The organism is Pseudochrobactrum sp. Wa41.01b-1, assembly GCF_019464455.1.
GTDB classification, from domain to species: Bacteria; Pseudomonadota; Alphaproteobacteria; order Rhizobiales; family Rhizobiaceae; genus Pseudochrobactrum; species Pseudochrobactrum saccharolyticum.
On sequence record NZ_CP080493.1, the window covers coordinates 942,298 to 955,189 of the forward strand.

A 12,892-nucleotide genomic window follows, 5' to 3' on the forward strand; every position below is an offset into this window, starting at 1 on the left:
ATCAAAAGACACAAACAATATAGCGTTCGCGACATAATTTCATTTTATACCAATTCTAAGATTACAAAAATTTTGCGTTTGCGCGCCATTTTTCGATACAAAATTACCATTTCGCGACAGGCATTTGGCCGCACTTCCCTAAGACCAAAGAATATGTCTCAATACCGATATCCTGATTGCGCCGTCTGTGTGGGACAGAAAACCGGCCTGTCAGAGATCAAACTATACAAAGCGGTTCAGACAAAACAGAGAGTGTTTTACGGGAAAAGCACCTTAAAGGATAAACCCGGCTCTTCTCTGGCCCGATCTGATCTGCACAAATTAATAATTGAGCATCTTGTTTTACGACATGACAGCTCTGAAAATGCGGGAACATGGCCATGAATGATAAAGCACGGCTTAAGCGGTCTATTGTCTTTTTTCTGGTGCCGAATTTTTCTATGATTGCTTTTGCCACGGCGATTGAGCCATTGCGCATTGCCAATCGTATGCTCGGTTTTGAAGCCTATCGCTGGCGGCTGGCCTCCGCAGACGGTAAACCTGTCATGGCATCCAGTGATATTGAAATTGCTGCAAACACATCGCTGGATGATGAACGCCGCAATCTTATCGGCGAGAACCGCCCCAGCATGGTATTTGTCTGTTCAGGCGTCCATGTAGAGAATTATCAGAATAAATCTGCACTGGCATGGCTCCGTGAATCCTATAATCGCGGCATTTCCGTTGGCGGACTGTGCACCGGCGCGCATATTCTGGCATCGGCCGGATTGCTCTCCGGCAAACGCTGCGCCATTCACTGGGAAAATTTGCCCGGCTTTTCTGAAACATTCCCGAAGGCTGAGGTCTATGCGGATCTGTTTGAGATCGACAGCAACCTCTACACTTGCGCAGGCGGCACCGCAGCACTGGATATGATGCTGAAACTGATCGGCGATGATTTTGATGTAAATCTGGTCAACAGCATCTGCGAACAGGCACTGACTGATCGCGTGCGCAAACCGCATGACCGTCAGCGCCTGCCACTGCGTGCCCGTCTCGGCGTACAGAATTCCAAGGTACTCTCAATCATTGAAATGATGGAAGGCTGCCTCACAGAACCTCTGTCACTGCTGGATGTTGCCGGTAATGTCGGCTTGTCCCGCCGCCAGATTGAACGCCTGTTCCGTCAGGAAATGGGGCGTTCCCCTGCCCGCTATTATCTGGAAATCCGTCTTGACCGCGCCCGCCATCTGCTGATCCAGTCTTCTATGCCGGTGGTTGAAGTGGCTGTAGCCTGCGGCTTTGTCTCCGCTTCGCATTTCTCAAAATGCTATCGCGAACTTTACGGTCGTTCACCGCAGCAGGAACGTGCCGACAGAAAACAGCTGATTGCTGCTTAAAAAATAAAAGGCCGGTTTTACCGGCCTTTTATTTTATTACCCATGCATAAAAATCACCGGCATCTCAATGGAAATGCCGGTGATTTTGTCATTCATAATGACGGAGAGTTTTTAAGCTCTCAGGCGTTCATTCTCAGGATCAAACGGCGATTCCGGTACGATCGTCGCCTTGTAATTCTTGCCGAGAATATTGATTTCCAGCTCCGTCCCGATCGCAGCATGTTCCGGCTTTACCATTGCCAGTGCAATGCTCTTATTGAGACGCCATGCAAAGCCGCCATTGGTGGCGCGACCAACCAGCTTGCCGTCTTTGTAAATCGCCTCGGAACCACGGGCATCGGCATCCTCAACACCGTGAATTTCAAGCGTCACAAAATTCCAGCGCAGACCTTTTTCACGGGCAGCCACAGCTGCATCACGGCCAATAAACTCGCCTTTATTCGGGTGAACAAAGCGATCCAGACCGGATTCAAAGGCATTATATTCCACCGACATTTCGCGTGGAATCAGACGATAGGATTTTTCAACCCCCATCGACAGCATGGCGCGGATACCAAACGGTTTGATACCGAATTCAGCACCGGCTTCCATCACCAGATCATAGATCGTGTTCTGCTGTTCAATAGGATGATGCAGTTCCCAGCCCAACTCGCCAACAAAGTTAACGCGCAATGCATGGGCAGTTGCAGTGCCGACGCTTATTTCTTTACCTGTCAGCCAAGGGAAATCCTCATTGGACAGGCTGGTGCGGGTCAGTTTCTGCAAGACTTTACGGCTATTCGGCCCTGCAAGAACCAGCACACCATATTTCTGGGTGATCGGACGCAGAATAACCGAACCGTCTTTTGGTGCCAGCTTATAGAGATAATCGTGATCGATATTCTCATAGGCACCGGCAGACACCAGATAGAAACTTCCTGGCTTCCACTCATAGACGGTGAATTCGCTCTGCACACCACCCTGCGGTGTCAGCATATGGCTCAGTGCCACGCGGCCTTGTTTCTTCGGCACACGATTGGCGAGAATGCTTTCCAGCCACTGGCGCGCACCGGAACCGGTCACTTCCATCTTGGCGAAAGGTGACATATCCAGCAGGCCGACATTATTGGTGACATTTTTCACCTCATTGCCGACATGTTCAAAATAATTCGAGCGGCGGAACGACCAGAGCTCCTGAATCTTGCCATTGGCATCCGGCTCCGGATGGTTATGGTTCAGCAGCACATCCGGCTTATCCAGCGATGCAACATCAATGCTATAGCCTTCCGGCGCAAACCAGTTGGCACGTTCCCAGCCATAGACGGAACCGAACACACCGCCCAAAGTCTTCTGGCGATCATAGGACGGCGAGCGCTTCAGCGGACGTGCAGCTGTGCGTTCCTCATCAGGATAATGCACGGTAAAAACATCGGCATAAGCTTCTTCCGCTTTTTCTTTGAGATAGCCTTCGGTCACATAAGGGCCGAAACGGCGCGGATCGACACCCATCATATCAATGGATGGTTCGCCCTCGACAATCCATTCGGCCAGCTGCCAGCCGGCACCGCCCGCAGCAGTCACACCAAAAGAATGACCTTCATTGAGCCAGAAATTCTGCAATCCAGGTGCAGGGCCGATAATCGGATTACCATCCGGCGTATAGGCAATCGCACCATTATAAACTTTCTTGATCCCCACCTCGCCAAAGGCAGGGACACGCGCAATTGCGGTTTCAATATATGGCATCAGGCGTTCAAGATCTTCCTGAAACAGCTCATATTCGCTCTCGTCAGACGGGCCATCCTGATAGCAGACCGGCGCACCGATTTCATAAGGCCCGAGCAGAAGACCGCCATTTTCCTCACGCATATACCATGAGCTGTCACTCTCGCGCAGCACGCCCATTTCCGGCAGACCTTTGGATTTGCGCTCCATGATTGCCGGATGCGGCTCGGTGACAATATATTGATGCTCGACCGGCACAACCGGCACAGTCAGGCCGACCATCTTGCCGGTTTTCGCAGCGAAACTACCGGAAGCGGACACAACGTGATCAGCAGTAATATCACCCTTGTCGGTTTTCACCAGCCATTTGCCGTCCGGCAATGGTTCAATACCGGTCACGGTGGTGTAACGGTAAATCGTAGCGCCCATATCACGGGCACCTTTTGCCAGCGCCTGTGTGAGATCGGCAGGCTGGATATAACCGTCATCCGGATGCTGGATCGCGCCGAGAATACCGTCCGTTTCCGCCAGCGGCCAGACTTCTTTGACCTGTTCCGGTGTCAGAATATTCACCGGTACACCAATGGTCTTCGCCACACCGGCATAATACATATATTCGTCCCAGCGGTCTTTGGTGCGCGCTAAGCGAATATTGGTGCACTTACTGAAACCGACATTCAGACCAGTCTCTTTTTCCAGTTCCTGATAGAATTTGACGGAATATTTGTGAATCTGCCCGACCGAATAGCTCAGATTAAACAGAGGCAGAAGCCCCGCCGCATGCCATGTCGAGCCGGAGGTCAGTTCTTTGCGCTCGATCAGCACAGAATCTGCCCAGCCTTTCTTCGCCAGATGATAGAGCGTAGACACGCCTACCACACCGCCACCAATAACCACCGCACGGGCATGGGTCTTCATGAAACTTCATCCTCTGAACCGGCAATGCCGCGTCTTGTTCTGAAGCGGTCCGGCACTGCAACACTCTGATACAGCCTGTTATTTCAGCCCCTTTATCCGGTGCGGTCATAACGTGGCAGGGCGCAAATCTCCCGCCTTGAGACGCACCACTCTTCCGGTGTTTCAAAGCAGATTGCGCTTACTATGCTGTCAGTTCAGTGACTTGTAAGGTCTGTTTGCGACACCGCCGAAAAGCGCCGCGACGCGGCCTCTCCGCAGTGTAAATTCACCCGCACAGGCAATGTTAAAACAAGGATTGCTGCTTTAAGCATAAGAAAAAGCCGCAACGGTTGTGACCATTGCGGCTTTAAAAAAATCAGTCGCTTTGAAGCGGTTATTTATGCGTACCGCCGCCATTGAGAATTGTGATGGCCTCATTGCCCGTCAGCGCCTCGCGGTCGCCGTTCGGAAAGGTCACAAAACAGCCGCTCGGGCAGATTGATACTGTTTCACCGGGCTGCACTGTCACCTGTTGCTTGGAAGAACCTTCCGTCACCACAAGCGTCTGTGCTGTGCTGTCGCTGTTCAGGACGGATGCTGCCAAAGCAGATGCTGATCCGGCCAGAATGCCTGCAATCATAACAAGGCTGCCAAATCCGGTTTTTTTCATATTCACCATAGCACTCCTCAAACTCTGAACTTCACTGCGGTTTCAATCTCTGTGTCAGTCACATTTTAGTCTGCACCGCATCATTTCATGGCCTTATTTATAATCATTGCCGATGAACCGCAACTGAATGAGAAGTTAATTAAAGCTTAATCCAGACAAGAATCGAACAACTTTTTGGCATTTCCTTCATGATCAGCTCTAAGCGACCTCTTCTGAATTTACATGCGGCTCAGGCAAAGGAATCGGAGACGGCAAAGGCATCACACTGATCCCTTCTGCTGCAAACCGCTCAACAATCGTGAATTGCAATTCATTACGCACACCGAGAGCGCTGGTAATATCAGCCAGAAAAATGCGGATCTCGAAGCGCATCATCATATTGCTGCTGACCAACTCAGTCATATTAATCAGAAACACCATCGGCTCCGGATTTTTCAGAACCAGCGGCGTTTCCTTGGCAATTTCAAACAGCATTGCCTGAATCCGGCGCACATCGGTACGATACCCGATCAGAAGCTGCATGTCGGAACGGCCAAGTTTGTTACGATGTGTCCAGTTGCCGACATTGTCATTAATCAGCGTCGAGTTCGGCACGATAATCGTCTCGCGCTGGAAGGTTTCCACTTCCGTTGCACGCACGCTGATCTTCTTCACAAAACCGCTGACAGTGCCTGTCTGCACCCAGTCACCGACTTTCAGCGGGCGCTCAGCCAGCAGGATCAGACCCGAAACGAAGTTCGAGACAATATTCTGCAAGCCAAAACCGATACCAAGCGAAAGACCACCGGCGACCAGTGCAAGGCTGGAGAGATTGATACCGGCAGCAGAAATACCAAGCAGCCCCGATAAAGCCAGACCGACATAGCCGACCACGGTTTTGATGGAATTGCGCACACCCGGATCAATACGCCCGCGTGCCATGACACTGCCGTCCAGCCAGTTCTGGAACAACCGCGTCAGGAAGTAGCCCATAATGAACAGCACAATACCGGTCAGGATGCTCAGCAGCGAAATCGAGAAGTTACCGATCTGGAAACCGGTCATAATCCGCACAAAACTCGTGCTCATTTCCGACCACTGGAAGCCGAACTGCATCAGAACCAGCGGCACACCAATCAGCAGGACGATAAGATTAATGACTATACCCGCCAACAGCCCCAGCTGATCCAGCGTGGCCTCATTGGCATTAAACTTGTCCCGCAGCTTCCGCCCGAGGCTGGTATTGGCAAAAGCTTTCTCATGGGTAATCGCACGGGCTGTCAGAAAGCCGAGATACATGGTGACGATAAACGCACCTGTCACCACAATCTGCTGCGCCACAAAACGGGCAAGGCCGATATAACCAAAAATCGCGGCACAAATCGGCACAAGTCCCAGCACGATCAGAATGATCTTGGTGAGTTTCGGCCATTCGCGCAATTCACCGGTTCTCGGATTCTGAATCGGTTTCAGGAAGGCAATCGCCAGCAGCAGAGCACCAACCATTGCTGTGCCGATCACACTTTTCGCCACGGTCAGCGACAAGGGCGAAGACATCACGCCATTCAGAATTTCCAGAAAATATTCAATACTCTGCGTAATCGCAGCGGCTGTCAGTAACCAGATCAGAATTTGCGCAGGTTTTGGTGCAATCGGCAACAGGCGCCAGTTCGGCATATCGGGACTAAGCACGCCCCGTGCCAACCGGTAAATAAACAGCACCACACAGAAAAGAGAAAATAAGGCCGCCAGCAACTGCGCCACATCAGGCCGCAGCAGATCGAAACGCTGGAACAACACATAAACCAGCCCCAGAAACACAACAATCGCCACGGACGGAATGACTGTTGACCAGAAGGCAACGGACAAACGGCTGAGATAGCTCGGTCTGTCCTCCAGCGGATCGCGTTCATAAAGATCGGCGAGCCAGCGCCTTGCACTTAAATGAATAAGCAATGCCGGAATAACGGAAATCGCCAGAACACCAAGCAATGTCCACAGACGCGGATAGAGCGTGAAATCCCACCACGACTTCAGCAGATAATAAAATGTTTTGGTTTCATAACCGGCCGCATTGATAACCTCGGTCACCAGCGCCGTGTTAATATCAACACGCTGAGACAGGGTCTGCGTAAACAGGTCACGGCGCATGGAGCCGATTTTCTCAATCAGCTGATTGGCCTGTACCGATGCATCTTCGGTAAAACCGAGAACCGTATTGATCTCTGCCTTTTCTGCTGTCAGCCGCTCCCGCTCTGTCGCAACAATTTCGGATTCAGCAGGCTTACCTTCCGCAGGTGGAGGTCCCATCTGGTCAAGGCGTGAATTGATTTCGCTCAGACGCGGGCGAAATGCGAGACCGGCATCGAGAAGCTTTTTGGAAATTCCCTCAAGCTTGACCTTAATATTGGCCAGCGTTTCATCATTGCTTTTGGATTTATCGAGAGTTTTGCCGATTTCATCAATCTGGACGCGCAAGTCCTCGACAATCGTCTTTTGTTGCGCTGCCAGATTTTGCGACACGGATTGCGCCTGAGCCATATCCCAGCCGTTTCCGGTCACGCTCCCTGCAGCAATGCCCGATACCAGCAATACAAAGCACAATAAAAACCTTAAGGAGATTGCTGATAGGAGTTTCAAAATCTGTCTCTCAATAAACTGCTGCTTCCGATTCATATTATTGACTTTTCCGGGGCTTTTTCAGAGCCGTCAATCCACAAATAACAGCATAGAAATAAATGGGCGCAAACGCTGCTTTCTTATGCACAATATAGGCGCAAATAAGATTAAGGCCACAGCTTCATGTCACAGAGATATTGTTTATCTTCTCGTGCAGGTCGTCAGCAGACATAGCTGTTTTTTGTCAGCAAAATGCAACAAAGCCGTGTCATGTCAGCTATTTTCCTTGTGATTAAGATGCTGAATGGTTAATGAGATGAAATAGTATTTTTGCATAAGCCGGAGACCTTCTGCAAATTTACGCAAGTCAGACATGATTTTCGCAAATCAGGACAAAAGCGAGCCGGAACAATTTTCAGATCCAGACTTTGCAGCGCGATAACGGGGAAAGCACGACAGGAACAGCATAGGCTGTCTCTTCGCACTGTGCTTTATTCTTTCGGCCTGCTGTGGTTTCTGTCCGGACTGCTGGCTCTGCAATCGGCATTAATTACTGCCGGTGATCAAAACACAATCAGCTATCAGACTGCAGCACTGGTGCAGGATCGCCAAAGCGTTCAGACCACTGATCCTTCAGGGCGCGCACCGAACAGCACGCTGACAGCGCCGGTTCGGGCAATCCTTACCCCTGCGCTATATTTCAGCAGCAAGGCTCTGCCTTTCAGCGCTGACGGCACTTTCATTGTGCCTGCATTATTTGCCCTTCTGGCAGCTTTCATTTCCGCATCTGTTCTGCGCATTCAGCATAACCCGCAGACCGATGCCCGCCGGAGCGCTATCCGCGCCCGCGCACCGCCTGCTTTCTTCCAAATTTAAATTCTGCTTTCCGGCAGTTCTTTTAAAGTAAGCCCTATTGGACTTTATTTGTCTGACAGGTCTTATGATTTCCATCTGCATTACGGCACAGTCTGTCTGAATACAGCCATTCCTGCCGCAAACAATCGGACCGGATTACTCTCATGCGTACACCCAAATGGGCTGTATATCTTTACAGTCTCATCATTCTGGCGGGCATATTCATTGCCCTGCCGAACGTTTTTACCAAGCAACAGCTGGAAAATATGCCCGGCTGGTTCCCGAAAAATCAGGTCACACTCGGGCTTGATCTTCGCGGTGGTTCCTATCTCGTCCTTGAAGTGGATGCTGCCGGTCTGAAAAAAGACCGTCTGCGTACATTGCTGGATGATGCACGCAGCAAGCTGCGCTCAGAACGCATTCAGCCACAGTCCATTCGTGTGGCCGGCGATGCGGTTCTGGTCAACATTGCCGATACTGCGCAGCGTGACCGTGCGGTAACAGCACTGAAAACCCTGATTAATCCTGTATCGACCAGCGGTTTCGGCACACCAATCAATGATATTGATGTGACAACGCCGGGCGAACAGATCCGTCTCTCGCTGACAGAGGCCGGTTTCAACTACCGTCTCGACAGCGCCCTCACCCAGAGCCTTGAAATCATCCGTCAGCGTGTGGATCAAGTCGGTGTTTCCGAACCATCCATTCAGCGCGTTGGCAGTGACCGTATCGTGGTTCAGTTGCCGGGTCTGCAGGATCCGACACAGCTGCGTCAGTTGCTGGGTTCAACGGCTAAAATGGCCTTCCATATGGTTGCGGATGCAGATCCGAACAGCCCGCCGCCTCCGGGCGTCACGATTATGGAAGATTCCAAAAATCCGGACATTAAATATCCGATCGAAGATCAGGTCGCACTCAGCGGCGAACGCCTGACCGATGCCCGCGCCGGTTTTGACCAGCGCTCAAACGAACCGATTGTTTCGTTCCGTTTTGACAGTCAGGGTGCCCGTCAGTTTGCTGAAATCACCACAAAGAACGTGAACCGTCCTTTCGCTATCGTTCTTGATGACAAGGTTCTGTCTGCGCCGACAATCCGTGAGCCTATCACCGGTGGCTCCGGCCAGATCAGCGGTCAGTTCACTGTTGAAGATACTGTTGTTCTGTCCGCCCTGCTGCGTGCCGGTGCATTGCCTGCGCCGCTGACAGTTATTGAAGAACGTACTGTTGGTCCGGATCTCGGCGGCGATGCCATTAAAATGGGTGTCTATACCGGTATTCTCGGCTTTATTCTGGTCGCCGCATTCATCATCATGCTCTACGGCGTCTGGGGTATGATTGCGAATTTCGCGTTGCTTCTGAATATTGTTCTGACCTTTGCAGCACTGACCCTGATCGGGGCAACGCTGACCCTGCCCGGTATTGCCGGTGTTATCCTCAGTATTGGTATTGCTGTGGATGCGAATATTCTTATCAACGAGCGTATTCGTGAAGAAACCAAAAAAGGCATGGGCGCTATGGCCGCGCTCGATAAAGGCTTCAACTCCGCTTATTCAACCATTGTTGACGCCAACGTCACCTCGGTGATTGCAACCGTTCTGCTGTTCATGTTCGGTACCGGCCCTGTTCGCGGCTTCGCTATCACCATGATGCTCGGTATTGCCATTTCCATGTTCACGGCTGTTTCGGTCGTTCGCATCATCATGGCATGGTCGGTCCGCCGCCGTAAGCTGAAGGTTCTGCAGATTGAACCTTGGGTTCGTGTTGCACCGGAAAACACCAATTACCAGTTTATGAAAGCCCGTTATTTCGGGATTCTGGTATCTGTGGTTCTGTCGGTCGCCTCGCTGTTCCTGTTCTTCAAACCAGGTCTGAATTACGGTCTCGACTTTACCGGTGGTATTCAGGTTGAAATCACCACATCCCAACCGGCTGATCTGGGACAATTGCGTTCCTCGCTCGGCGGACTTGGTCTGGGTGAAGTCGCATTGCAGAATGCTGGCAGCCCTGAAAATGTTCTGATCCGCGTTCAGCGTCAGGATGGCGGTGAAGAAGCGCAGACTGTTGCGGTTAACAAGGTTCGTGAAGCTGTTCAGTCGATCGACAAGGATGTGAAGATCGAGCGTACAGAAGTCGTGGGACCAAAGGTCAGCGGCGAGCTTGCACGTTCCGGCTTTATCGCTCTGGTGCTGGCTGCCGGTGCGATGCTGATCTATCTCTGGTGGCGGTTTGAATGGTATTTCGCCGTGGGTGCGATTGCCACGCTGGTACTCGATACCACCAAGCTGGTCGGTTTCTTCGTCATCACCCAGCTCGACTTTAACCTTACAGCGATTGCCGCAGTGCTGACGCTGGTCGGTTACTCGGTCAATGATAAGGTGGTGGTCTATGACCGTATGCGTGAAAATATGCGTATGTATAAGGCCAAACCGCTGCGTGAAATCATTGATCTGAGTATCAATCAGGTTTTCGCCCGTTGTATCTACACCTCGCTTTGTACCTTCCTTGCTGTTCTTCCGATGGCAATCTGGGGCGGCAGCGCGGTTGAGAACTTCGCGATCCCGATGCTGTTTGGTGTGTTCATTGCAACCACATCGTCGATCTTCATTGCAGCACCGATCCTGATGCTGCTCGGCACATGGTGGGAGCGTACCCATAAGCGCTCGCTCGGTGACACCGACGACGCAGTGACTGCTAAGTAACAAGTACATAATCTTATCGCGCGGTTTAAGAACCGCGCGATATCCCCTTCTCTGCCTTGCCCTTTTTCTGAACCTGCATAATTCCGCCGAGATTGCAGTTGAGACAAACGGCAAAAGACGCTTATCGCAAGGCACTGAGATGCTGCGCATCACGCCTTGGAAAGTTCAATCGCCACTCGGGCTTAACCAAAGTCCAATGAGTTTCACTCAACGGACTTTGGTTTTATAAGGACAAGCCGCTATGCCTCACGACACTCCCCTGATCGCTACGATTGTTGTTGGTCTGTGTCTGGCCTTTCTGTTCGGGGCTATTGCCAATCGCCTTCGCATTTCTCCGCTGGTCGGCTATCTCCTTGCCGGTGTTCTCTGCGGCCCTTACACTCCGGGTTTTGTTGCCGATCAGGAACTGACACTACAGCTTGCGGAAATCGGCGTCATCCTGCTGATGTTTGGTGTCGGCTTGCATTTCTCCGTCAAGGAACTGTTGTCGGTCAAAGCCATCGCGGTTCCGGGAGCACTGGCACAGATTTTTGCCGCCACCGCTCTCGGCACCGGTCTTGGCCTTATTATCGGCTGGGATCTCACCGGCTCTGTGGTTTTTGGTCTGGCACTCTCCACCGCATCAACCGTTGTTCTGCTGCGTGCAATGCAGGAACGCCGCCTGATGGAAACCGATCGCGGCCGTATCGCCGTCGGCTGGCTGATTGTTGAAGATCTGGTCATGGTGCTGACGCTTGTATTGATGCCAGCCATTGCCGGTCTTTTACATGGCAATTCCGGCACGGTTCCGTCAGATCCCATTGCTTCGTATCTGGGGCTTGGCATAACCGGTATTATCCTGCTGACACTGATCAAAATCGCGGTCTTCATTGCATTGATGCTGATTGTCGGCAAAAGAGTGGTGCCATGGGTGCTTGAGGTGATTTCCGCCAGCGGCTCGCGTGAACTCTTCCGCCTCGGCGTGCTGGCCATTGCGCTTGGCGTGGCCTTTGGCGCTGCGAACCTGTTCGGCGTTTCACTGGCACTGGGTGCATTTTTTGCCGGTATGGTGATGAGTGAATCGGAACTCAGCCATCAGGCTGCCGAGGAATCCCTGCCGCTGCGCGATGCATTTGCGGTGCTGTTTTTCGTCTCGGTCGGCATGTTGTTCGACCCGATGGTGCTGATTAATAATCCTCTGTCCCTGCTGGCGACATTGCTGATTATCATGATCGGAAAATCCGCTGCCGCTTTCTTTATTGTGCGCGCGTTCAAACATCCGACAGGCACCGCGCTGACCATCTCCGCCAGCCTTGCGCAAATCGGTGAATTCTCATTCATTCTGGCCGGTCTTGGCGTATCGCTGAAAATCATGCCGCCGGAAGCACGCGATCTGGTGCTGGCCGGTGCTATTCTTTCCATTCTCTGTAATCCACTGGTCTTTATCGGATTTGAAAAACTGCGCCCGTTTATTGAAAGAAAGCTGGGAGCGAAACAATCCGCAGATGTCACAGATCTCGACGCTGATGACAAAGACAGCGCGGCAGATGATTTCAGCACCTATGCAACCACACAAACCGACCACACAATCATTGCCGGTTATGGTGAGGTCGGCTCGCGTGTTGCAGCCAAACTGATTGAAGAAAAGCGCCCGCTCGTCGTGATTGAGAATGCCGAAAAACCGGCCACAGAATTACGTGAAACAGGTGTCGAAGTTATTCTCGGCAATGCTGCCGATGCAGATGCACTGGCCAGAGCCGGTCTTGCAGATGCACAATGCCTGATCCTCGCTCTGCCTTATGCATTTGAGACAGCGCGTGTTATTGCACAGGCCGGTCAGATCAATCCGTCCCTTCACATTATTGCCCGTGCTGAATCGGTAGTTGAGGCCGATTATCTGCGCGATCTCGGGGTTGGTACGATTATTCTGGCAGAAGAAGAAATTGCCCGCGGCATTCTCGGAAAAATTTCCGGTACAAAGACAGATTATGTAAAAAACTTGACAGAAACTTCACCTGAAGAACCCTTAAGTTCCATAAATTAATGATTAAGACATAAAAATCGTTAAAAGTGACGAAGTATAAAAACTGACAACATGTGAATACCTGTTA

At 51.5% G+C, this 12,892-nt stretch carries 7 protein-coding genes; 4 read left to right on the plus strand and 3 right to left on the minus strand.

What is annotated here, in order from left to right:
- Positions 1–380 precede the first annotated feature (380 nt).
- Positions 381–1,379, plus strand: a complete 999-nt coding sequence (locus K1X45_RS04505; RefSeq protein WP_220159934.1) for a GlxA family transcriptional regulator — start codon at positions 381–383, stop codon at positions 1,377–1,379.
- 111 nt (positions 1,380–1,490) lie between these two features.
- On the opposite strand, the gene K1X45_RS04510 is transcribed toward K1X45_RS04505, so the two are convergent.
- From K1X45_RS04510 to K1X45_RS04520, 3 genes are all read right to left on the minus strand, one after another.
- Positions 1,491–4,001, minus strand: a complete 2,511-nt coding sequence (locus K1X45_RS04510; RefSeq protein ID WP_220159935.1) for an FAD-dependent oxidoreductase — start codon at positions 3,999–4,001, stop codon at positions 1,491–1,493.
- Between the two features lie 373 nt (positions 4,002–4,374).
- The gene (locus tag K1X45_RS04515) at positions 4,375–4,659 is read right to left on the minus strand and encodes a hypothetical protein (RefSeq protein WP_022709852.1); all 285 of its coding nucleotides are present in this window, start codon (positions 4,657–4,659) and stop codon (positions 4,375–4,377) included.
- A gap of 189 nt (positions 4,660–4,848) precedes the next feature.
- Positions 4,849–7,305: a mechanosensitive ion channel domain-containing protein gene (locus K1X45_RS04520; RefSeq protein ID WP_220159936.1), complete on the minus strand. Its 2,457-nt coding sequence runs from the start codon at positions 7,303–7,305 to the stop codon at positions 4,849–4,851.
- A 429-nt stretch (positions 7,306–7,734) separates the two neighbouring features.
- Between K1X45_RS04520 and K1X45_RS04525 the strand changes: the two genes are divergently transcribed.
- From K1X45_RS04525 to ybaL, 3 genes are all read left to right on the plus strand, one after another.
- A complete protein-coding gene (locus K1X45_RS04525; RefSeq protein ID WP_075656263.1) occupies positions 7,735–8,124 on the plus strand; it encodes a hypothetical protein in 390 nt (129 codons plus the stop codon).
- 143 nt (positions 8,125–8,267) lie between these two features.
- Positions 8,268–10,802: a protein translocase subunit SecD gene (gene secD, locus K1X45_RS04530; RefSeq protein ID WP_220159937.1), complete on the plus strand. Its 2,535-nt coding sequence runs from the start codon at positions 8,268–8,270 to the stop codon at positions 10,800–10,802.
- A 241-nt stretch (positions 10,803–11,043) separates the two neighbouring features.
- Positions 11,044–12,825, plus strand: coding sequence for a YbaL family putative K(+) efflux transporter (gene ybaL / locus K1X45_RS04535; protein WP_220159938.1), 1,782 nt, complete (start codon positions 11,044–11,046; stop codon positions 12,823–12,825).
- The last annotated feature ends 67 nt before the right edge of the window (positions 12,826–12,892 follow it).

What these genes read in the sequence shown, in the direction of transcription:
- K1X45_RS04505 (WP_220159934.1), top strand. Translation starts at nt 381, where the DNA reads ATGAATGATAAAGCACGGCTTAAGCGGTCTATTGTCTTTTTTCTGGTG.
- K1X45_RS04510 (WP_220159935.1), bottom strand. Translation starts at nt 4,001, where the DNA reads ATGAAGACCCATGCCCGTGCGGTGGTTATTGGTGGCGGTGTGGTAGGC.
- K1X45_RS04515 (WP_022709852.1), bottom strand. Translation starts at nt 4,659, where the DNA reads ATGGTGAATATGAAAAAAACCGGATTTGGCAGCCTTGTTATGATTGCA.
- K1X45_RS04520 (WP_220159936.1), bottom strand. Translation starts at nt 7,305, where the DNA reads ATGAATCGGAAGCAGCAGTTTATTGAGAGACAGATTTTGAAACTCCTA.
- secD (WP_220159937.1), top strand. Translation starts at nt 8,268, where the DNA reads ATGCGTACACCCAAATGGGCTGTATATCTTTACAGTCTCATCATTCTG.
- ybaL (WP_220159938.1), top strand. Translation starts at nt 11,044, where the DNA reads ATGCCTCACGACACTCCCCTGATCGCTACGATTGTTGTTGGTCTGTGT.